Source organism: Desulfitobacterium sp. (assembly GCF_034927245.1).
Lineage (GTDB): Bacteria > Bacillota > Desulfitobacteriia > Desulfitobacteriales > Desulfitobacteriaceae > Desulfitobacterium_A.
In genome coordinates, this window is the sequence record NZ_JAYFQK010000010.1 from 47074 (window position 1) to 68268 (window position 21195).

The following is a 21195-nucleotide window of genomic DNA, read 5'->3' on the forward strand; positions in this document are numbered from 1 at the left end:
TTTTCAAAATGAACATACAAGAACGAGCCGTTCTTCACAACCGTTTTGACGTCAAAGTGGTCGACGCCGCAAGCGGCAAGGTCAAGCAGACGGCGGTCGGCTTCAACGTCATTACAAACTACTATTTTAACAGCAGGCTGACCGCTTCTCCACTTAGTAAAACGGCAGACCTGTTCAGATATATCGCGGTCGGCACGGGAACGGGGACACCCGCCGTCACGGATACCGCTCTTTTCACGCATCTGACGCGCAAAGCCGTGACTACATTGGAGACGGTTTACGAATACCCCACATCGCATACGACCAAGCAGATCAAGCTGGAAGCGACCGAGTGCAACGGCTCCACCATTACCGAGGTGGCTCTCGAAGGGTATTACAGCGGCACCTTTTCAAGCTACTATTACATCATGTCCCATGCCATGCTTCAGGACTCCGAAGGAAACCAGATCGCCATTGCCAAGACCGATACGGACGTGGTGTATATTACGGCGACCTTCTACGCTACCTGCACCCCGTCCGGCTTTGGCTCGAACGGCGTATATCCCACGGCAGATAAAAATTATCTGTTTAAGTGGCTGCTTACCGGTGATACGGACGGGTATGTTCGTTTTTCCCGCTTCCCAGTGGACTACGCTTCGGATATGAACCTGAAATATTCCGGCAGCAAAAGCTATTCCTTCAGCGGCGGCACCGGCAATACCACCACCTATCAGTACGATCTGCCTGTCACCACGTTCCTTGACAGCGAGTGCAACAATCGGCTGGTCAAGCACCTCGGCGTCGCCGGGGTCGGGGCGTTTACCTTCCCGAACCACGACGTTTTTCCGCCCTATGCGGTCGACCATCTCGTCATCGGCGAGGGCGACGGCATTACCACCGAGTTCAGTCTGAAATGCCCGCTGATTCAGTCCGGTACCGTCCGTATTTTTGTAAACGATACGGAAATGACAGAAAACACGGACTACACCGTGGACATTGAAAATAACTGCGGCGACTGGTATGAAAATTACCATACGGCGGCGATGACCTGCAAAAGCACCGGAGTCTCCTTCGGCGACCTTGCGTCAAAGACTCCAAGCAGCAGTTATTCTTACCGCGACCCGCTTGCCTGGTGGAACTGCTACGACACGACGTTATACCCATCCTCCTGCACGGTGAGCGATGTGAATCCGATTAAAATAGACTTCGGCTCGGCAAAGTCCTGCAATACACTGAAGATTGATATTCTGACCGTCCCGACAGCAAGGCTCGATACACTCCGAATACAGTATTCAAACAACGAAACCGACTGGACGGATGTATCAGGGCTTTCAAGGTCAAGTCAGGTCTGGAAATTCACGGAGGTTTCGGCGCGGTACTGGAGGGCGTTTTTGAGCGGCGAAGGCAACGCCACCGTGGTGGTCACATCAAGTGGCATGACAGGCTCGCCGATCACCCTTTCCGTGCCTGTGGCCTCGTTGGACACGGCGAGCGTTGTGGCGGGCAAGATAAAAGCCGCTCTTGAAAGCAATGAATACATTTCAGCCTTATATGATGCGTCGGTTTCGGATGCAAATGTTGTTTTAACCGCAAAAACGCCGGTTGCCAATGTCTCAAACTTGAATATTGCGCTGTCAAACGGGACTTGCGCGGGCTTGATCACCGTTTCAACCTCGACCAATACGACTGCCGGAGTAGCCGCCGTAAAGCAGCAGGAAAACATCTATGTGACCGGAACCGTCGGGACAGCGGGAAACGCGACGGTCGTGGTTACGGCTGCCGGAATGGCGAACTCGCCGATTACCGTTTCCGTGCCGGTTGCAAGCGGCGACTCGGCGACGACCGTCGCGACAAAGGTAAACGCCGCTCTCGCGCTCAATTCCGACATCACCGACTTCTTCACAATCAGCGCGGATAACGGCAGATATGTACGGCTGACCGCGAAAACGGCGGCGGACAATGACGCCACGCTCAACATCAGCATCGCTAACGGTACTTGCACCGGCTTAACTGCTATAGCGACCTCCACAGTGGACGCCACGGGCAATGCGGGAACAAAACAGGTGGAGACCTTAACCGTGGCGGGCAGCATCAGCTATAGTTGGACATACAGCTTATACTATCAGAGCTTTCCGACAAGAGACGGTCAGAGCTTCGGCTCTACCTTCTTTTTGGGTAAGACCGTGCCGGGGCTAAAGTTCACAACACCGCCTGCCGACGGCGCGGCGATTACTGCCAGCTTTGCGCTTGAATATCCGTTCAAGACCGAGAATAATCTGTTGCGCTTCACCTACTCGGTGCAACTGCAACGGGGGTGACGCCATGACGCTGACATTTGAATATACCCTTGACGCCGGAGCAGGCTTGTATCCGCAGGTGATCCACACCTCGGACAACCTGCTCCGTTTCATCTACCTCACCGTCGACGGCACCGTGGCCGGAAGCACTGCAGATCCGGTTCTCGGTTTGTACGATAATCTGACCTATACCGAAACCGGCAGGATATCGCCCGATGAAACGGTGTCGTATCCAAGCATCAAAAAAGTGGCGCATTTCGGTGCATACGGTTTCTGGAGTGCCGAAGGCGACCACCGTTTTGTGATGTATATGTTGCCTACAGATATAACAAATTCTTTTGTCGACGGGTCAGTTAAATTCAGCATCGGCAGCGAGGTCTCTCAGATGTCCTGCACCTTGCTCAACATCAAGGGGGCGTTGCTCAATCGCTACCGTGCTTTCGTGACACCCGGCACCAAGATGGAACTGTACTTTTCACTCGGCGACAGCGGCGAAATCGCGCTCGGTATTTTCTATATTGACCGCGCTTCGGTTTCATACCCGGACGAAAAAGTATCGGTGTCTGCCAGAAACGCAATCGGCAAGCTGCTGAAGGAACAGACCTTCAATGAGGACAACACCTTTGAAGGTACGACGCTTCAGCTGAACCTGCAGGAGATTCTTCGTCTCGCCGAGGTGGAGAATTTTTTTGTCGGCGACAGTACAAAGGCATGGAAACTGCGCTTTGAACCGGATGTCACCATGCTGGACGGCGTCAAGCGGGTGATCTCTCTGCTTGACAGCTGGAAGGTCGATGAAACGGCAAACGGCGTCATCGGTGTTGCGGCGGCTACCGACGCCCGCTTCGACCAGCCCACCGTATACACCTTCGAACGCGACAAGACCTGCTGGAGCTTCAGCGTGGAATATGACGATTCGGAGGCGGTCAACAGGGTTTGCGTCACCTGTGCCGACCCGGAAAACACGGTTTACGCCACTGTCCCCAGAAGCAAGTGGTGGATTCAGCCGTCCCATCGAACGACCTACGTTACAGCCGCCGACGGCGCGACGCTTGCCGAGATAACAGCTATGGCCGAGGAGTTGGCGCAGACCATCGCCATTTCAGGCAGGCAGGAGAGCTTCATCGGCATCTTCACGCCTCAGCTCACCATCGGCGATGAGGTACGCATTATCAGCGGGGCAAAGACCGAAACCCTCGGTACCGTCACGGATGTGACGCACAATTTCGGTAGGGGCGGTTTCTATACGGCGTTCACCGTGGACAGCGGCGGACGGAAAGGCAAAGCGCGTCTTTCGGATTTAATTGGCCAAGCGTCTGAAAAACCAAATCTGAACGGCGTGACGATTTATTAAGGGAGGAATTCATTATGAAAGAAATCTGGACATGGATCCAACTTATGCTCGCTGCTATCGGCGGCTGGCTCGGTTGGTTTCTCGGAGGATCTGACGGCTTTCTCTATGCGCTCATCGCATTCGTGGTTATAGACTATATCACGGGCGTCATGTGCGCGATTGTGGACAAGAAGCTGTCCAGCGAGGTAGGCTTCAAGGGCATCTGCAAAAAGGTGCTCATTTTTATGATGGTCGGTATCGGAAACATCATCGACGTCCAAGTACTGGGGCAGGCTGGGGTGCTGCGTACTGCGGTCATCTTCTTTTATCTGTCCAATGAGGGTGTGTCGATGCTCGAAAACGCCGGACATCTGGGGCTGCCTATTCCGTCAAAACTGAAAGAAGTACTTGAACAATTACACGATAGGTCTGGCAAGGAGGATAATTAAATGAACCTGCATAAACTCATTCTGACCAACAACGCCTGCTATAAGGCGGGCAGAACCATCATACCGAAAGGTATCATGGTGCATTCCACCGGGGCGAACAACCCCAACCTGAAACGCTATGTCGGTCCCGACGACGGTTTGCTGGGGAAAAACCAGTACAACAACCACTGGAATCAGGACAAGCCGGATGGACGGCAGGTCTGCGTCCACGGCTTCATAGGCAAGCTGGCTGACGGAACGATAGCTACTTATCAAACGCTGCCGTGGAATATGCGCGGCTGGCACTGCGGCAGCGGTTCAAAAGGCTCCGGCAACGATACGCATAGCGGCTTTGAAATCTGTGAGGACGGTCTGACCGATGCCTCGTATTTTTCTGCTGTTTACAAGGAAGCCGTGGAGCTTTGCGTATATCTCTGCAAGCAGTACAATCTCACTGAAAAGGATGTTATCTGCCACTGCGAGGGTTACAAGCTGGGGATTGCCAGCAATCACGGCGACGTGATGCACTGGTTCCCGAAGCACGGCAAGTCGATGGACACGTTCCGTGCCGAGGTGAAAGCGGGGCTTGCCTCCAGCACAGAACAACCTGCTGCATCTGCTGATGAGCCTGCTACCTTAGAGCCATACCGCGTCCGCGTCACCATCGAAAATTTGAACATTCGGACAGGCCCCGGCACAGACTATGGCGCTTTGGGAAAATATACAGGTAAAGGTGTGTTCACTATTATTGAGGAAGCCGACGGCGCGGGCGCTTCAAAGTGGGGGCTGCTAAAGTCCTACAAAAGCAAGCGCAACGGTTGGATTTCTCTCGACTATGCCGCTAAGGCATAACCCGCCCACCGAAAAAGTAAATAAACACAGATTAGTTACGTTACCTACAATCATAATTTTACAGTTTTATGCCCGTCGAGGATTTTTTTCTTCGGCGGGCTTTTTGCTTTTTTCAGAAAATACCTCCCCAAAACTGCCTCCATTTCTCCGTATAGCGAGGAGGTGGTTTCCATGACCAACGAACAGAAATCAACCATCATGCGGCTACGCTCGGAAGGCTGTAAATATGCGGCAATCGCTGAGGTTGTCGGGCTTTCCATCAATACCGTGAAAAGCTACTGCCGCAGACAAAATATAAATGCGACAGTCGCAGCCACGCCGGATGAGAACGGCGTTCCCCTCTGTAAGCAATGCGGGAAACCGCTTGAACACATGAATGGTAAGAAACCGAGAAAGTTTTGTTCGGACGCTTGCCGTCACGAGTGGTGGAAAAGCCATCCAAACGAAATCAACAAGAAAGCGTTTTATACAAAAACCTGCGTTCACTGTGGAAAGTCATATACGGTTTACGGCAGACCGCACAGTAAATATTGCTGTCATGAATGCTCCGCGCAGCATCGCGTCAAGAAAGCGGAGGCGAGCGCATGACACTGGACAGAAAAACAAATCTCATGAAATACAAGGCGGTCGTCGCCGTACTTAAAAAATGGCTGTCCGAGGGACATATATCTGCTGCCGATTATGCTAAAATCGAAGAAAAAGCAGCGATCAAATACAGCATATCTTTGTGTAGTATATGGCGCGAATTGCCTTGATTTATCTGCCTTTTAGAGCGAATATATGACCCCTGAAAGGAGATGAAGCAGGTGTCAGACAGTCAAATTGCGCGGGTAAAGTTCACGCCGCGAGAAGATTTCGACATACAGCGCGTGGCGGCATACGCTCGCGTATCAAGCGGCAAGGATGCTATGCTGCAGTCCTTGGCGGCGCAGATCAGCTATTACAGCAAGCTAATTCAAAAACACCGTGGTTGGGAATATGTCGGTGTTTATGCGGATGAAGCTAAAACCGGCACCAAGGACAGTCGCGAGAATTTTCAACGCTTGCTTTTCGATTGCCGCGCCGGAAAAATAGACATGGTAATTACAAAATCCATATCGCGTTTTGCCCGGAATACAGTCACGCTGCTGGAGACGGTACGGGAACTAAAAACGCTCGGTACGGACGTCTTCTTTGAAGAACAGAATATCCATAGTATAAGCGCCGACGGCGAGCTGATGTTGACCATACTCGCATCCTACGCGCAGGAAGAGAGTCTGTCGGCAAGCGAAAACCAGAAATGGCGCATCAAGAAGAATTTCGAAGAAGGAAAACCGTGGGACTGTACCATGCTCGGTTACAGGGCAAAGGACGGTGTTTTTGAAATCGTACCAGAGGAAGCCGAGACGGTACGACTCGTTTTTACCCTGTATCTTGAAGGCTTCGGAAAACAGGCTATCGCCAACCGGCTCAATGAGATGGGCGTGGCTACACGCTTTGGTAAAGGGTGGCATCAGGACACCATTGCAAAGATGCTCAGAAACGAAAAATACGCGGGAGACTTGCTCCTGCAAAAAACCTTCCGCACCGACCACTTGACAAAGCAAACACGCGTCAATCACGGCGAACTCCCGCAGTATCTTGTGCAGGAAGCGCATGAGCCGATTATCGACCGTGCCACGTTTGATGCGGTACAGGCAGAAATCGAGCGCAGGGCAAACGAAACCACCGTGAAAAAAGGCACCACAACGGTATTCACGGGAGCAATACGGTGCGGTGTTTGCGGAAAGAATTATCGGCGCAAAACCTCAAAAACCGGCTTTGTGTGGATATGTGCCACATTCAATACCAAGGGCAAGAAATTCTGCGCATCAAAACAAATACCCGAAGAAACTCTCAAGGCCGTATGTGCCGAAGCTCTTGGTACCGGAAGTTTTGACGATGACACCTTTGCAGCGCGTATAGATTTCATAACCGCGCTGCCGGACAACATTCTGGAGGTTCACTTCAAAGACGGTCTAACGAAAGCGGTCGGATGGCAAGACCGCTCACGGCGGGAAAGCTGGACGGATGATAAGCGACAGGCAGCACGGGAAAAAGCGACAAGGAGGAACGGCTAATGGCGCGAACAGTTACAATGATACCGGCGTCGGTCACATCGCGCTTTTCCAATCTTTCTGTGTCCGTTCCGAAGCAGCGGCGTGTCGCCGCATACGCCCGTGTATCCACTGAGAAAGAGGAGCAGCTTTCCAGCTATGAGGCGCAGGTCGATTACTACACCAAGTATATCAAGGAGCGCCCCGACTGGGATTTCGTCTTTGTATATACGGATGAGGGTATCACAGCGACGAACACCAAAAAGCGCGACGGCTTCAATCAAATGATAAAGGATGCGCTGAATGGAAAGTTTGACCTCATCGTAACGAAATCAGTCAGCCGGTTTGCGCGGAACACCGTGGACAGCCTGACAGCAGTACGAAAGCTCAAGGATGCCAATATTGAAATCTACTTTGAAAAGGAAAACATATGGACATTTGATGCCAAGGGCGAACTGTTGATTACGATAATGTCCAGCTTGGCACAGGAGGAAAGCCGCTCCATTTCAGAAAACGTCACATGGGGCTGGCGCAAGCGCATAGCTGACGGCAAGGTGTCAATGGCATATGGGCAGTTTCTCGGCTACGAAAAGGGCGCGGACGGTACGCCGCAAGTCGTTCCAGAGGAAGCAGAGATTGTGCGCCGGATTTATACGATGTTTTTGCAAGGCAAAACGCCTACGGCAATTGCAAAGCATCTTACCGCGCAGGGAGTTCCGACACCCGGCGGCAAAGAAAAGTGGCAATGCACCGTCGTCGAGAGTATCCTGACAAACGAGAAATACAAGGGCGACGCACTGCTGCAAAAGACCTTTACCACAGACTTTTTGACAAAAAAGATGAAGCCAAACGAAGGCGAGGTTCCTCAATTCTACGTCACGGATAGTCACGACGGCATTATCGACCCTGAGGATTTCGATATGGTACAGGCGGAGTTTGCGCGGCGCAAGGCGTTAGGGCGCAGCTACACCTGTAAAAGCTGCTTTTCGACGAGACTTGTTTGCGGCGACTGCGGTGGCTTCTACGGCTCGAAAGTGTGGCATTCCAACGATAAATACCGCCGTGTGATATGGCAATGTAACAGCAAATTCAAAAACGGCGAGAAATGCACCACGCCGCATATGACCGAGGACGACATAAAGGCACGGTTTATAGCCGCGTGGAACGGTCTGCAGGATATACGTGATGAAGTCATCATCGAGTGCCGTTTGGCAATTGCCGACCTTTTTGACAGCAGAGCCATTGAGGAGGAAATCGCCGCGAAGAACTCCGAAGCCGAGGTACTTATCGAAATGAACCGCAAGCACATCGCTGAAAACGCGACGGCAGCGCAGAATCAGAAGGCATACAAAAAACGGCAGGACGAGCTGGTGACAAAGTACAACGATGTGTCAAAACGGATAACTGAACTCAAAGCCGAGAAGGAAGCACGTAAAAAGCAGCACACTGTGCTCACGGCTTTTGTGGACACGATGGAACGGCAGCACGGGACGCTCACCGAATTCAGCGAGAGCCTGTGGTTGGCGGTCGTGGAAAAAGCGACGGTCTATGCGGACGGGCGGCTCGTGTTTACGCTGATGAACGGTACGGAAATTGAATAAGCGAAGGCTCTGACTCCCTGCGCCAATTACGGTGTGGGGAGTATTTTTATTGAATATTTGCCGATATGGCTTGACTTTTTCGCTTTTTTGAGTAACTTATCCTACCTGCGTTCCTGTCCGAGCGCAAGGAGGTATCTACATGGATAAAAAGAACAATCGCGCTTTGCAGAAGCATATGGAAGGCGAAATACGATATCGGCTGGCGAGGCTGCTTCTTCTGAATATCCAGGCGGCGGGGCTTGCGGAGGAAAGCGAAGTTGAGGCTGTGCGGAAAAAGGCACTGCGGAAATATAAGCCGCTGACCGCGCAGCTTGAGGACGGTGATAAAACTGAGCAATCATAAGAAAATCGTCTCGCTTGTGCCGCCGCCGATTGCCCTGACAGCGGCGCAAGAAATGAAAAAACGGCGTGTGGTCGCTTATGCGCGGGTATCTACGGATAAGAGCGAGCAATTACAGAGCTTCGAAGCACAGCTGGATTATTTCGTTACCTACATTGCCGAACACGCCGATTGGGTGTATTGCGGCATATATTCTGACGAAGCGATAACAGGCACCAGTACCAAAAGCCGCGACGGCTTTAACAGCATGATAGCAGATGCGCTCACGGACAAATTTGACCTAATAATCACAAAATCCATCTCCCGGTTTGCCCGCAACACGGTCGATACACTGACCAATGTCAGGAAGCTGAAAGCGGTCGGCGTGGAGGTTTATTTTCAAAAGGAAAATATGTGGTCGCTGGATTCCAAGAGCGAGTTTGTACTTACGCTGATGTCCAGCATCGCGCAGGAAGAAAGCCGGTCAATTTCCGAAAATATCACATGGGGCATATACAAAAAAGCCGCCGACGGTCAAGTGGCTGTACCGTATGCGCATTTTCTCGGATATGACAAGGGCAGGGAAAAAGGCGAGTTTATTATAAATGAAGAACAGGCTGCGACGGTGCGCCTCATATACAGATTGTTTATTGAGGGTATGACTGCTGCCAGTATTGCAAATCGGCTCAACGAGTTTGACATTCCGACCCCGGCAGGAAAGAAGCGATGGCAATGCACGGTGGTTGAGAGCATTCTCAGCAATGAAAAGTACAAGGGCGATGCACTGCGGCTTAAGAGCTTTACGGTAGATTTCCTCACCAAGAAAAAGCAGGTCAATCGCGGCGAGCGACCGCAGTATTATGTTTCTCAGAATCACGCGCCCATTATTGAGCCGATACTTTTCGATTATGTGCAGGAGCTTGCAAAAGAGCGAGTGCAGCGCCAATTCAACACCTGCCATACTTTTGCCGGCATGATAATCTGCGGCGAATGCGGCAGCTGCTACGGATCCAAACGGTGGCACTCCACATCCTACGATGATTTGGTGTGGCAGTGCAACCACAGGTACGAGCAAGAAGAAAAGTGCAAAACACCGCATCTGTATGACCAGATGCTGCGGTATGCGTTCAATGCAGCAATGCTCCATCTGCTGGAAAGCAGGTCGGAGGTTATCGCCGATTGCCGTGACTATCTGTCAGCGGCCATTCGAGGTAAAAAGAAGAATGCGCGGAAAGCGGAACTTACACGGTTTTGCGATTCGTTCCTTATGCGTTCTCCGTTGGATATTGCGGATGACGAAACAACATGGGCAGTACTCGTGCGGCAAGTTACGGTCAAGGTTGACCGCTCGCTGATTTTCCGTTTCATCGACGGCAGCGAGTTTGAACTTCAATTACCGGATTTTTCTCCGCGATACAGGAACAGCTTGATGGAGGCACGGGGCAAATGCACCAAGGATTTTTGAAATGCACCAAAAATCCGGATTTGCACCAAAATGACTGCTCGTTAACGATTTGTCGGCGGCAAAACGACGGTTGGGTTCAAAATCAGCGTTACAAAGGCAAAAATCGATGCTCGACGTGGCTGGCGGTTCTCGCGTTTCAAAACGGAAACAGCCCGAAAAGCCTGCAAATACGGCATTTTCGGGCAAAAATATATCGCAGAAGACGAATACATTTATTGTATCAATCTTCTGCGATATAGTTGGTGCGGGAGACAGGACTTGAACCTGCACGGTTACCCGCTGGTACCTAAAACCAGTGCGTCTGCCAGTTCCGCCACTCCCGCATCTTTGTTCAGGCTTTTAAAGCTGAACAAGTGATATTGTAACGCATTTTCAGCAGATTGGCAAGCTAATTATTTTGGTTTTATGTTAGAACTTATATTTGCTTATAGTTACTTATAGTTACTTATAGTTTAACTGTCTCGACCGGGACAGGCCCGCAAATTCCGATGAATATGAAGCGATCCTTACCGGTGTTGCGCATCCCATGAGTTTGACCTGCTTTGGCGAGAATAGCCATTCCTTTCTTAATCGGGATCTCTTGACCTTCGCCCGCAAAATAGATTCCTGACTCCCCTTCAAGGCAAACCCAAACGTCATCTGCGTTGGGATGAGCATGCAGAAATACTTCTTGGCCCGGCTCGAGACACCACATGGCTCCAAGTGTTTTATCCGTTTGATAAACAGCCACCTTTTGCGGTGTTTCTTCATCAAAGCGAGCCAGTTCTTCTGTTAAATTAAATAGTCTGTCATCCATAAAGTATACCCCCCAAATAATTTATTTTAATTAAACCATTGATATTATGGCGTCACCGCTACAGGAATTTGCGGAACAATTCCCGGCACGATGTGGGCTTGTATGAGAACAAGTATGATCACGATACCCAAGAGGATAACGGAATATTTCGAGGTTTTACGGAAAATCTGATTTTCTTTGCCGACGAGACCCGTTGCCGCACAAGCAATGGCAATGGATTGAGGAGAAATAAGTTTACCTACCGAACCACCGATCAGGTTAGCCGATACGGTTAAGATGGGGTTTAAGCCAAGCTGTCCGGCCGTAACCTGTTGTAATTTCCCGAATAAGGCAGCTGATGAAGTCACTGATCCGGTTAAAAATACCCCTAACCAACCCAGCACAGGCGAAAAGATGGGGAAAAGGACTCCTGTTGATGCAAAAGCTAACCCTAACGAGAAAGACATTCCTGAATAATTTGCTAAATAGGCAAGACCTAAAACGGACATTATCGTAATCAATGAGTAACTCAGTTGTTTCAGGGTCTGCCCTAAAACACGGAGCGCTGTTTTAGGCTTAATCCCTAAGATAATAATTGCAATAATCGCGGATATCAGCATGGCCGTTCCGGCATAACCGAAGAAATCCCACTTAAAGCTTGCAGCATAGACTGCAGGTTTGGAAACAATCGGTGCCGTCTGCATGACTATACCATCAAGACCGGGCCAATGTTTGATATTCACGAACCATTGGAGATCATTGGCAACCCAGCTTTTGAACCCGGGACTTCCCCAAGTTCCCATTAAGGCCATGAGAATCAGGAAAGGCGACCAGGCTTTAAAGACTTGCCCACTTGTATATTTTTTGTCACTGACTTTAACTCCCTCTTCGTCGGGAAAACGCCAAATCGTTTTTGGTTTCCATACCATCAGGAAGAGTGCCGTACAGATGAGTGAAGTAATCGAGCCGACAACCGCGGGAAGCGTAACCCCTAGGAGACGGGCAACGATATAGGAAGGGATAGCATAACTTAACCCTGTCACCAAAGCGGCGGGTAACACTTCTTTCGTTTTCTTCCATCCACAGAGGACGATGAGCATGGCTATTGGGATAATAATAGCCATGATGGCTTCATTCAAACCAACGCATAATGAAAGAATGGAATCACTGATGCCTGTCACTTTTCCCATCGTAATGGTTGGCGTTCCCACCGGACCAAACGGTACAGGAGGAACGTTCGCCACTAAGCAAATGATAGCGGCGGGCAGCGGGGGAAACCCTAAACCAATCAGCATTGCAGCTGCGATTGCGACCGGAGCGCCCTGGCCAGCGGCCCCTTCCATAAAAGCCGAGAAAGCAAAAGCGATAAGCAAGGCTTGCAATCTGCGATCACTGGAAAGGGAGGCAATCGAATTTTTCATGATTTCGAATTGACCGGCTTCCACGGTAAGATTATAGAAAAAAACTGCGGTAACAATAATCCAGCCAATTGGAAATAGACCATTCATAATCCCCAATAGGGTCGCTGAAAAGGCTACACTTGCCGGCATATTATAAACTAGGACAACATCAACAAAGGCAATTAACAGAGTAAGGACGCCGGCAACATGCCCCTTCATTTTTTTAACCGCCAATGCCCAGAACAGGAAGAATATTGGTATAGCCACGACTAAAGCTGTTAAACCGATGCTATCACCGATTGCAGAATAGTTTTGATACCATTGCATTATACTTCCACCCTTCTGTAATTAAATAAGTACCTTCCTTCACATTTTAATGCATACTTTTCAACTCCTTCCCGGCTAATATAACTTCCCATCTTCTCTCATATTTAATATATAATGTTTCTCCCCACTCCATTATTCTCCAAACTGGTCCGGCCGTCAATCTATTTTTTATTTTCCCTGTTTTCTGACTCGTCTTTTAATCCCGCCAATTGAGCTTTGGCAATAGTCCATAATTATGGGCGCATGAAAACGGGGCTGTTTTGCAACAGCCCCTTCGGTACTTTTTTTATCCAAAACGATATTTGAATCCTTAGACTTCAACAATTTTACCGGGGTTAACGCGATTTTCAGGGTCGAAAGTCCTTTTAATCTTTCTAAAGGCTTCCATCGCAACCGGTTGGAACTCTGAATCAAGATACTTTTTCTTAACGAGCCCAATTCCGTGCTCACCACTGATTGTACCGCCGAGACCAAGGGCCATCTTACAGAGCGCCTGTTCCGCAGCATGGACGATTTTAACTTCCTCAGCATCCCGTTGATCAAAAAGAATTAACGGATGAAGATTGCCATCGCCGGCATGGGCTACAACCCCGATCGTTACTCCAAATTCTTTGGCTACTTTAAGAATTCCCTCAATCGCTTTCGGGAAATTGCTTCTCGGAACCGTAATATCATTAACACCATACGACGGTCTGACCCGGGCCACAGATCCGAAAGCACAACGTCTGGAAGCCCAAATTTGATTGACTTCAGCTGCCGATTGCGCAACTCTGAATTCTCTCGCATCAGCTTTCTTGGTGATTTCGCCGATCGTCTTGACCTGCTCATCCATATCTGACGGATATCCATCAATCTCAATAATCAGAACGGCTCCGGCATCACGGGCAAGCCCGGCATGACAGAAGTCCTCAGTCGTATTGATCAGGAGATTGTCCATTAACTCAAGGGTCGTCGGAACAATACCGGCGGCAACGATATCGGCAACCGTTTGTGAAGCATCTTCAACTTTGTTGTAAGTCGCTAACATTGTTCTTGTGGTGACCGGTGTAGGTATGACACGGACAATAATCTTCGTGATGAATCCTAAGATTCCTTCCGAGCCGCATAAGATCCTCGTCAAGTCATAACCGGGCTCACTTTTAAAGTTCCGTCCTCCGGTATTAATGATCTTACCATTGGGAAGAACAAATTCGAGACCCAAGATATAATCGCGGGTAACCCCATATTTAAAGCACTTAGGCCCACCTGAGCATTCAGAGACATTTCCTCCGAGTGTTGAAGCTTTATAGGAAGATGGATCCGGAGGAAAATAGCAGCCTTTCTTTTCAAGTTCGACTTGAAGGTCGAAATTGATCACTCCAGGTTGAACGACTGCAACATAATTTTCCGTATCTATTTCAAGGATTTGATTCATGCGGGCAAAGTTCATAACCACGCAATTTTCAACGGGAATGGATCCACCACTCTCATTCGTTCCGGCACCTCTGGGAACGAGTCTAATATTTTGCTCGTTTAAGTATTTAACGAGTTCAACAACTTGTTCTGTGGTTTGCGGAGAAACGACTCCTAATGCATCACCGGATAATAATGTACCATCATAGCTATAAGAGAACAAACCTGTTTTGTCTGTTACCACGTTGTTCTCCCCAACTATTTCTTTCAAGCGATTAATAACCGTTTGGGATAACATGTTCAGCCCTCCTTATCTTTTAGCCTACAGACTTACTCCAGGATTAATAATCCCTTTAGGATCAAACTTGTGGCGAAGTCCATTGATAATTTCTGTAGTCGCAGACCACATTTCCGCATCATTATATGCTTCACACTTCAGTTGGCAGCCTAAAAGGCCGGTGACATTGCCACCCAAAGACATCGCCATTTTGTTGATCTTTTGGGCCGAAGCCGTCATGTCCGCATTCTCCGGCAGGAGGACACGTGCAAATCCTAACAATCCCTCGACGACAACTCCCGGACAAGCTCCCAGATCTCCGACAATTCCTTCTAATTGAGTAAGTGCTTGCGGCATTTTTTTCGGTCCCACAGCAAATTCAATAACTTGCTCAGGCTTATGATTCACGGCTTGACGAGCCTTAAGCCATGCGTTAATGACATTCTCGTAAGCTGCATCATCATCGATAATTTGGACATCTGTGCCCCCGCCTAAGCTAAAAACAGCGGCAATTTCATTCGCCAGGTTTTGAGATGACTGAACAAAGCCTTTCAAATCGATCAAAGCAAGGTGCCCTTGACCCGGAAGAACATCTTTCACCAAGCTTTCGCTGATCAGATTAATGCGGTCAGGTTGAATATTCCGTTTAATGATCGTATTGAAGGTTGCATTGGCCATATGCAGAGAAGCAAAACGAGCGACAACGGCCTTCTTGACAGCCGGCATCGGTAAGAGTTTCACCAACAGCTTGGTAAAGATCCCCAACGTCCCTTTACTGCCCACTGCAAGGTGGATGAAGTCTAATCCGGAAACGTTCTTAATACATTTGTTCCCGATCTCCATAATTTCACCGGTAGGCTGAACCATTTCAAAACCCAAGAGGAACGTCCGTGTCGGGCCATATTTAAAGGTCTGCGAATCCGCATCACCGATTGCAAAGCAGCCACCGATAGAACTTGTATCCACGGCATAGGGTTCCGGAGGAAAATACAACCCTGCTGCCTCGACTTGCTTAATAAACTCTTGATGGGTCATCCCAGGCTCGACTACAGCCACAAGATTCTGATGATCCATCTCGATGATTTTATTCATACGAGCCATGATTAAGACGATACCCTCTCCTAAATCCCGGGTATCAGCCACTTGCCCACCGACGGAGATTTTAATATTTTCCTCGTTTGCCAATGCAACAACACCGGATACCTCGGAAGCATTTCCGGGAAGGACTACCGCTGCCGGTTTTCCGGTTCCTTTAAGATATTTAGCCATCTCCGATGGGTTGTCAATAACATTTGGGTCGCCGACAATCCCTTTTAACTTACTAATGATTGCGTTGCTCATGACTACCCGCCCTTCTTCGTTTATTCGAAACTCATTCTAATCTTCGTAAGCCTGAGCCATTAAGTCAGCCACATGCATTACTTTTTGATGTTGACCTGCCAAACTGACTCCGGTCTGAATCCGTAAAATGCATGCCGGGCAACTTGTGGCCACGACGTCCGCTCCGGTATCATTAATGTTACTCGTTTTTTGACGAGTAATCTTCGTCGAAATATCGTGGTAGAAGGCTTGCACAAGACCGGAAGCACCACAGCAGCGATTGGCTTCATTCATTTCAACGAATTCAACCCTCGGAAGCATTTGCAACATTTGACGAGGTTCTTTTGTTACACCAATGCCTCTTACCATGTGACAAGGATCATGATAAGTGACTTTAGTCGGAGTGGAATTATGGAGTTTTGAAGGATCGACACCGATTTGTGCCATATATTCAGAGAACTCTACAACTTTGTTGCAGAACATTTGAACCTGTGGCAGATAATTTGGATCATCAGCAAAGAGATTAAGATATTCGTTCCTAAGCATCGATGCACAAGATGCACAACCGGTAAGGATGACGTCGACATCTTTAGCTAAGAAGGTTTCAATGGTTTTCCGGGCATTGACCTTAGCTGTTTCAAAATCTCCATAAGCATATTGCGGCAACCCGCAGCATACTTGATCCTTCGGGATAGTCACTTCACAATCATTTTTGGTTAATACTTTAACAATTGAATGGGCGGATCCATCTAAGGAGTAGTTCAAGAAACAACCCACATAAAAAGCAACCTTATGTTGAGGATTTTTAACTGTAATCTTCTCGGGAACTTGTTCAAGAAATGGTTTTTTTGCAACAGGGAAATTCTTAATATCGATCCCCCGGAAGAAGTCCATACCATCAATCTTTTCAAGTGTACTTTTTCCCATACCCCTGAAAAGTTTGAAACCACGGTCAAGTTTCTTCGGATCTGCTAAAGTCTTTAAGGCGAATGATTTAACAAAAGGATGAATTCCTTTTTGTAATTTTAGTTCACGTCGCGCAAGCATAACCAGTTCATTTGCATGAACCCCACTCGGGCATGCAAGAGCACATTCTCCACAGACAAGACAGCTCATAATCGCATCTTCATATACTGGATCGTTTGGATCTAGCTTTCCATCAACAACTGCCTTGATCAGTTGCACCCTACCCCGTGCAACCCGTGTCTCTGCTCCATCCACCTTGTATGTTTTACAAGCTGTATGGCAAGACCCGCATTTATTACACGTGTTGAGCATTTCATATGCGTCTGCCAAAACCCCCACTTAAATCTCCTCCTTTTTTCCCGTGTCAGACGGTAAGACCACCTAGGCAGATATTAAAAAGTGAATAAATTTAATTGACTAATGAATATTATAACTCAAATTTTTCTGAATTCAAGATCATTACTGGGAGATCCTGCAACTTCTTGTCGAATATAAGAATGCTATTTGGGGTAATCTTAGTGCTTAAATACTATAATTATTGCCGTAAACTGAAATTTTGACGCTATTACCCGCTTCTTATAATCATAATATCACCCTTCCTTTAAAGATCACCCCGGCAAAACGCTTCCCCTTGTTCCACTATACAGAACGTCGTTTCGACACTTTTTGACAGTGAAGCAGTTTGTCATAGCAAGATTAACGATGTTTCGATGAATAAAGATTATAACCCAGTTTGACGGAAATTTCTTCGCCCACCTTTTTTAGGGCCTCACCAATCTTATCAATTCCCTTTTCCTCCATACGGCTTGCCGGACCGGAAACACTTATCGCTCCAATCACTCGCCCGGAGTAATCAAAAATAGGAGTTCCCAAGCATATGACTCCAATTTCGTTTTCTTCATGCTCGATAGCGATCTTAGTATCCTTGATTTCTTGCAGATTTTCGAGAAGTTTCTTTGGCTCGGTAATGGTATTAGGCGTATTTCGCGGCATTCCCTTAACCTCCAGAATGTGGAGGACCTCATCTTCCGGCAAAGTTGAAAGAATGGCCTTGCCGACCGCAGTACAATGCATAGGTGCTCTGCGTCCTACTTTGGATTGCATGCTCACAACATGAGAGCTTTCGGTTTTGCCGATATAAACAACTTCTCCATCATCAGGTAAAACGAGATTGACAACCTCATCGAGTGATTTCGCCAGCCCTGCCATAAGTGAAGACGCTACTTTCTGTATTTCTAAATCATTAAAAAAGCGGATTCCCAACTCCACGATTTTGATTCCTAAACGGTAGCGTTCACTTTCTCTTTCCTTCTCCACATAACCCCGATAACAAAGCGTCTGGAGAATGCGATGGACTGTACTTTTATGAAGGCTGATTCGATTCCCGATTTCTGTTACACCTAAAGCCTCATCAGACTGTGCCAGAACCTCAAGGATGTCCAGGGAACGCTCCAACGTTTGCACATATTTTTCTGCCACGGAATAACCCCCATTATGTCAAAGAATAGTTCCAATATCTGAAACCCCGTTTCAATACGGTTACAAAAATAGTATGACTTTTTTAAATAGTTAAGTCAAGCTGATTTTAGTCGAAATTTCTTTATTAATTCCTTTATTATAAGTAAAAAGCATCGGAAATAAATTCCAATGCTTGCTTTTGTTATTATGGGGTGGAAGATGGGGATCGAACCCACGAATGCCGGAGCCACAATCCGGTGCGTTAACCACTTCGCCACATCCACCATGATGATAAATATAAAATGGTGCGCCTGGAGAGATTCGAACTCCCGACAACCTGCTTAGAAGGCAGATGCTCTATCCAACTGAGCTACAGGCGCCCGTCGATATCTGAGGTGCGATTTCCGATGTCCGTTATCCGACCCAAGCGGACTTCGAAGCATTGTTCCTTAACCCCTATGTCACGACAAAGGACTGCATTCACTCGGACCTCTGACCCCTGACTTCGGATTTCTGAAATGGTCGGGGCAGAGGGATTTGAACCCCCGGCCTCCTGCTCCCAAGGCAGGCGCGCTAGCCAAACTGCGCTATGCCCCGTTCAGTGACAATGATTATTGTATCTGATTGTTTTAATAGAGTCAAGTCTAAAATTAAAAAACACGTTGTTTTTGGGAAATAAGATCTTTCAAAATCGGGATTGCCTTTTGAAAAGCTTGAGCCCGATGACTTATCTTATTTTTTTGAATGATCGTTAATTCGGCCATCGTCCGTGCAAAATCCGGAATGAAGAATAACGGGTCATAGCCAAACCCTTCATGACCGCGCGGAGCGCGCAGAATGCGCCCTTCTAGCGTTCCTTCAGTCAAGAATTCCTGTCCCTCAGGTGTGGCAATCACCAAAGCACAGCGAAAACGTGCTGTTCTTTCCTCATCGGGAACTTCCCTTAGCTCCTGGAGGAGTTTATTATTATTGCCTTCATCATCTTTAGGCTCACCCGCGTAACGTGCCGAATAAACGCCAGGAGCACCTCCCAGGGCATCAACTTCCAATCCCGAGTCATCGGCTAGAGCAATATACCCTGTCCGCTCGGCAGCCGCATGCGCTTTGAGCGCCGCGTTCTCAGCAAACGTCTGACCTGTTTCCTCAACCTCTTCCCAATCGGGGATGTCCCGCAAGGAAAGCACATCGATTCGAGCATCGGCAAGCATCTCCTGCAGTTCCTTTACCTTACCTTGATTCTGAGTCGCCAGCAATATCTTCATCGCTTCATAACCTGCCTTTTAAACCAGCTTTAAAGCGGCTTTCTGTTCGCTCATCAATTCACGGATACCCTTTTCAGCAAGCCCTAAGAATTGGTCCAGTTCATTGCGATCAAAGGGTACTTCCTCGGCTGTCCCTTGAATTTCAACAAATTTTCCCGCACCTGTCATCACGACATTCATATCCACTTCAGCCCGTGAATCTTCAGGATAAGCAAGATCCAAAATAGGAACCCCATCCACTTTCCCTACAGATATTGCCGCAAGGGAATCCTGAAGCGGATTTTCCTTTAAAGTTCTTTTTTCCATTAAATGCTGAATCGCGTCATAAAGGGCGACATACGCTCCGGTGATTGAAGCGGTACGCGTGCCTCCATCCGCTTGAAGCACATCGCAGTCAATCCAAATCGTACGTTCACCCAGTTTTTTAAAATCAACTACAGAGCGCAATGCCCGTCCGATCAAACGCTGAATTTCCATGGTCCGCCCCGTTAATTTTCCCTTTGATGCTTCCCGCGGTGTCCTTACTTGGGTTGCCCTGGGCAGCATCGAGTATTCGGCAGTGACCCAGCCTAAACCCGTACCTTTTTGAAAAGGAGGAACCTTCTCCTCGACCGAAGCCGTGCATAGCACTCGTGTTAACCCCACTTCAATAAGAACAGAACCCTCCGGATTCTGTGTAAAACCTCTCGTAATTTTTACCGGGCGTAATTGATCTGCCTCACGTCCATCATAACGTTTCATATCCAGCCTTCTTTCTCTTTATGCTACACTTTTAGATCGCGCTTCCCCACTAAAGCCACTGAGCGCGACGGAATTTCCCCACCTACAACTCCGGCAATGGTATAGAGCTTTTGAATAGGATCAAAACGGAACTCTTTGAGAAGCCGAAAATTCTCAATTTCCGAAGTTCTTTTGACATGTAAACGAGGACCGGTACACGGATAGGAACTTTCCCCCAATCGGATATGATCCTCATCGCCAAAGCTGATGGGCAAATCCGCACGGATAACCCGCCTCACTCTTTCTTCGAGCAAATCGAGATCAATATCCGGTTTTCCCGGAAGCTCCAGAACAAAACCATGTTTAATTTCACTGTGTACCTGGGGTTGTTCAATCCCCATCTCTTCAAGAATCTTGGAGGTAATATCCTCAGCCGAATGGGCCATTCTTCGATATTTAATCGATTTAAAAACAATATCGGCAATTTCTTGGGGTTCCGGTCCAAAAACCGTTGGGCGGGTCACGATAACTTCCTCCCCAATCCCGATCAGGACCTCGGCATTGATTTGGAGAAAAGGATAGATGAGGTCAAAATGTTCAATGATAACCCGTCGTTCTTTGTTCAGAGCCTTCTTAATCGCTTCGGCTATTCTCCACGGCTGGGTAAACGCCGTTTCAAAGCGCACATCAACATGGTATGTGTGAAAGCGGAAATGATCGCGGTCGGCATCCTCCAGTAAAGGAAGCGGCCGGACATTGATCCCATTATCATCATTGGTCAGCTCCAACCCCGGAAACATACCCCGAATCAATAAAGATTTTCCCGCACCTGCATCCCCTAAAAAACCGATTAACTTATCCCCGGGACTTAAATAGCGGTTCTGCAGATTACTTCCTAAAAAAAGCAAACGTTTCTTCCCTCGGGGTGCAAAATACACCGCTTGCATCA

The 21195-nt window shown here is 48.3% G+C and carries 18 protein-coding genes, 4 tRNA genes and 1 pseudogene; 10 read left to right on the plus strand and 13 right to left on the minus strand.

The genetic code is table 11. The features are described 5' to 3' along the window. Positions 1–8: 8 nt before the first annotated feature. From VB077_RS03105 to VB077_RS03150, 10 genes and pseudogenes are all read left to right on the plus strand, one after another. A complete protein-coding gene (locus VB077_RS03105; protein WP_323413756.1) occupies positions 9–2297 on the plus strand; it encodes a hypothetical protein in 2289 nt (762 codons plus the stop codon). Between the two features lie 4 nt (positions 2298–2301). After that, positions 2302–3630, plus strand: a complete 1329-nt coding sequence (locus VB077_RS03110) for a hypothetical protein (RefSeq protein ID WP_323413757.1) — start codon at positions 2302–2304, stop codon at positions 3628–3630. A gap of 14 nt (positions 3631–3644) precedes the next feature. Next, positions 3645–4058: a phage holin family protein gene (locus tag VB077_RS03115; RefSeq protein ID WP_323413758.1), complete on the plus strand. Its 414-nt coding sequence runs from the start codon at positions 3645–3647 to the stop codon at positions 4056–4058. Further along, positions 4059–4862: pseudogene (locus VB077_RS03120) on the plus strand (N-acetylmuramoyl-L-alanine amidase); the annotation flags it as partial. A gap of 198 nt (positions 4863–5060) precedes the next feature. Continuing rightward, positions 5061–5477 carry an RNA polymerase subunit sigma-70 gene (locus VB077_RS03125; protein WP_323413760.1) on the plus strand — a complete coding sequence of 139 codons (417 nt, stop codon included), beginning with the start codon at positions 5061–5063 and terminating at the stop codon, positions 5475–5477. After that, positions 5474–5644, plus strand: a complete 171-nt coding sequence (locus tag VB077_RS03130; protein WP_323413761.1) for an SHOCT domain-containing protein — start codon at positions 5474–5476, stop codon at positions 5642–5644. The genes VB077_RS03125 and VB077_RS03130 overlap by 4 nt, the downstream gene beginning before the upstream one ends. A gap of 42 nt (positions 5645–5686) precedes the next feature. Further along, positions 5687–6988 carry a recombinase family protein gene (locus tag VB077_RS03135; RefSeq protein WP_416337017.1) on the plus strand — a complete coding sequence of 434 codons (1302 nt, stop codon included), beginning with the start codon at positions 5687–5689 and terminating at the stop codon, positions 6986–6988. Then, a complete protein-coding gene (locus VB077_RS03140; RefSeq protein ID WP_323413763.1) occupies positions 6988–8565 on the plus strand; it encodes a recombinase family protein in 1578 nt (525 codons plus the stop codon). The genes VB077_RS03135 and VB077_RS03140 overlap by 1 nt, the downstream gene beginning before the upstream one ends. 139 nt (positions 8566–8704) lie before the next feature. Continuing rightward, the gene (locus VB077_RS03145; protein ID WP_323413764.1) at positions 8705–8908 is read left to right on the plus strand and encodes a hypothetical protein; all 204 of its coding nucleotides are present in this window, start codon (positions 8705–8707) and stop codon (positions 8906–8908) included. Beyond that, positions 8886–10349, plus strand: coding sequence for a recombinase family protein (locus VB077_RS03150; RefSeq protein WP_323413765.1), 1464 nt, complete (start codon positions 8886–8888; stop codon positions 10347–10349). The genes VB077_RS03145 and VB077_RS03150 overlap by 23 nt, the downstream gene beginning before the upstream one ends. 240 nt (positions 10350–10589) lie before the next feature. On the opposite strand, the gene VB077_RS03155 is transcribed toward VB077_RS03150, so the two are convergent. From VB077_RS03155 to VB077_RS03215, 13 genes are all read right to left on the minus strand, one after another. Continuing rightward, positions 10590–10672, minus strand: a tRNA-Leu gene (locus VB077_RS03155). Between the two features lie 122 nt (positions 10673–10794). Next, complete coding sequence (locus VB077_RS03160; protein ID WP_323413766.1) at positions 10795–11145, minus strand: cupin domain-containing protein; 351 nt, start codon at positions 11143–11145, stop codon at positions 10795–10797. Between the two features lie 44 nt (positions 11146–11189). Then, on the minus strand, positions 11190–12851 hold the full coding sequence (locus VB077_RS03165; RefSeq protein ID WP_323413767.1) for an L-lactate permease: 1662 nt from the start codon (positions 12849–12851) through the stop codon (positions 11190–11192). A gap of 310 nt (positions 12852–13161) precedes the next feature. Next, positions 13162–14541: an FAD-binding oxidoreductase gene (locus VB077_RS03170; protein WP_323413768.1), complete on the minus strand. Its 1380-nt coding sequence runs from the start codon at positions 14539–14541 to the stop codon at positions 13162–13164. A gap of 24 nt (positions 14542–14565) precedes the next feature. After that, entirely contained in the window at positions 14566–15861 is a 1296-nt protein-coding gene (locus VB077_RS03175; RefSeq protein ID WP_323413769.1) for an FAD-binding oxidoreductase, read from the minus strand. 36 nt (positions 15862–15897) lie between these two features. Further along, positions 15898–17145, minus strand: a complete 1248-nt coding sequence (locus VB077_RS03180; RefSeq protein WP_323413770.1) for a (Fe-S)-binding protein — start codon at positions 17143–17145, stop codon at positions 15898–15900. Positions 17146–17502: 357 nt separating this feature from the next. Further along, positions 17503–18285, minus strand: a complete 783-nt coding sequence (locus VB077_RS03185; RefSeq protein WP_323413771.1) for an IclR family transcriptional regulator — start codon at positions 18283–18285, stop codon at positions 17503–17505. A 187-nt stretch (positions 18286–18472) separates the two neighbouring features. Further along, positions 18473–18548: transfer RNA gene (locus tag VB077_RS03190), tRNA-His, on the minus strand. A gap of 19 nt (positions 18549–18567) precedes the next feature. Further along, positions 18568–18644, minus strand: a tRNA-Arg gene (locus tag VB077_RS03195). 139 nt (positions 18645–18783) lie between these two features. Then, positions 18784–18861, minus strand: a tRNA-Pro gene (locus VB077_RS03200). A 53-nt stretch (positions 18862–18914) separates the two neighbouring features. Continuing rightward, complete coding sequence (locus VB077_RS03205; protein ID WP_323413772.1) at positions 18915–19526, minus strand: XTP/dITP diphosphatase; 612 nt, start codon at positions 19524–19526, stop codon at positions 18915–18917. Between the two features lie 18 nt (positions 19527–19544). Then, positions 19545–20267, minus strand: coding sequence for a ribonuclease PH (rph, locus tag VB077_RS03210; RefSeq protein ID WP_323413773.1), 723 nt, complete (start codon positions 20265–20267; stop codon positions 19545–19547). Positions 20268–20290: 23 nt separating this feature from the next. Then, a complete protein-coding gene (locus VB077_RS03215; RefSeq protein WP_323413774.1) occupies positions 20291–21193 on the minus strand; it encodes an alanine-tRNA synthetase second additional domain-containing protein in 903 nt (300 codons plus the stop codon). Positions 21194–21195 lie beyond the last annotated feature (2 nt).

What these genes read in the sequence shown, in the direction of transcription:
- VB077_RS03105 (WP_323413756.1), top strand. Translation starts at nt 9, where the DNA reads ATGAACATACAAGAACGAGCCGTTCTTCACAACCGTTTTGACGTCAAA.
- VB077_RS03110 (WP_323413757.1), top strand. Translation starts at nt 2,302, where the DNA reads ATGACGCTGACATTTGAATATACCCTTGACGCCGGAGCAGGCTTGTAT.
- VB077_RS03115 (WP_323413758.1), top strand. Translation starts at nt 3,645, where the DNA reads ATGAAAGAAATCTGGACATGGATCCAACTTATGCTCGCTGCTATCGGC.
- VB077_RS03125 (WP_323413760.1), top strand. Translation starts at nt 5,061, where the DNA reads ATGACCAACGAACAGAAATCAACCATCATGCGGCTACGCTCGGAAGGC.
- VB077_RS03130 (WP_323413761.1), top strand. Translation starts at nt 5,474, where the DNA reads ATGACACTGGACAGAAAAACAAATCTCATGAAATACAAGGCGGTCGTC.
- VB077_RS03135 (WP_416337017.1), top strand. Translation starts at nt 5,687, where the DNA reads ATGAAGCAGGTGTCAGACAGTCAAATTGCGCGGGTAAAGTTCACGCCG.
- VB077_RS03140 (WP_323413763.1), top strand. Translation starts at nt 6,988, where the DNA reads ATGGCGCGAACAGTTACAATGATACCGGCGTCGGTCACATCGCGCTTT.
- VB077_RS03145 (WP_323413764.1), top strand. Translation starts at nt 8,705, where the DNA reads ATGGATAAAAAGAACAATCGCGCTTTGCAGAAGCATATGGAAGGCGAA.
- VB077_RS03160 (WP_323413766.1), bottom strand. Translation starts at nt 11,145, where the DNA reads ATGGATGACAGACTATTTAATTTAACAGAAGAACTGGCTCGCTTTGAT.
- VB077_RS03165 (WP_323413767.1), bottom strand. Translation starts at nt 12,851, where the DNA reads ATGCAATGGTATCAAAACTATTCTGCAATCGGTGATAGCATCGGTTTA.
- VB077_RS03170 (WP_323413768.1), bottom strand. Translation starts at nt 14,541, where the DNA reads ATGTTATCCCAAACGGTTATTAATCGCTTGAAAGAAATAGTTGGGGAG.
- VB077_RS03175 (WP_323413769.1), bottom strand. Translation starts at nt 15,861, where the DNA reads ATGAGCAACGCAATCATTAGTAAGTTAAAAGGGATTGTCGGCGACCCA.
- VB077_RS03205 (WP_323413772.1), bottom strand. Translation starts at nt 19,526, where the DNA reads ATGAAGATATTGCTGGCGACTCAGAATCAAGGTAAGGTAAAGGAACTG.
- rph (WP_323413773.1), bottom strand. Translation starts at nt 20,267, where the DNA reads ATGAAACGTTATGATGGACGTGAGGCAGATCAATTACGCCCGGTAAAA.
- VB077_RS03215 (WP_323413774.1), bottom strand. Translation starts at nt 21,193, where the DNA reads ATGCAAGCGGTGTATTTTGCACCCCGAGGGAAGAAACGTTTGCTTTTT.